We start from the raw sequence: 434 nt of genomic DNA on the forward strand, positions 1-434 counted from the left end.
ACTTCGCAATCGAACATCCCGATGGTCGGCGGGCGATCCTCGAGATCGTCGGATTCTGGACCCCGGAGTATTTGGAGTCGAAGCTGGAGAAGATCCGGCAGGTGGAGGCTGAGAACTTCGTGTTAGCGGTCTCGGAGCGACTGGAGTGTGCCAGCGAAGACTTCGGGAGTGTCGCCGATCGTGTACTTTGGTTCAAAACCGGGATTCACGTCTACGATATGGTCGAAATGGCTGACCAGTATGCGACAGGACACGCCCCAGCGAATACGGATCAGTAACGACACTCGCCCGACGATCCGTGCTTGTACGCACATCATGAGCGCGAACCAATCTCTGTGCCGGGTTTGAACTCAGTCAACTCCTCGATACGCTGTTCGAGTTCCTCAACCTCTTGGCGCAGCTCCTCGGCGTCGGGGTTCTCACTCAGAGCGAGC

Annotated in this window: 1 protein-coding gene; it reads left to right on the forward strand. The window is 57.1% G+C overall.

Annotated elements, in window-relative coordinates; all coding sequences use genetic code 11:
- A partial coding sequence (locus DEQ92_RS22990) for a DUF790 family protein (RefSeq protein WP_115821831.1) occupies positions 1-278 on the forward strand: 278 nt, incomplete at its 5' end.
- Between the last annotated feature and the right edge of the window lie 156 nt (positions 279-434).

The organism is Haloferax sp. Atlit-6N, from assembly GCF_003383195.1.
GTDB classification, from domain to species: Archaea; Halobacteriota; Halobacteria; order Halobacteriales; family Haloferacaceae; genus Haloferax; species Haloferax gibbonsii.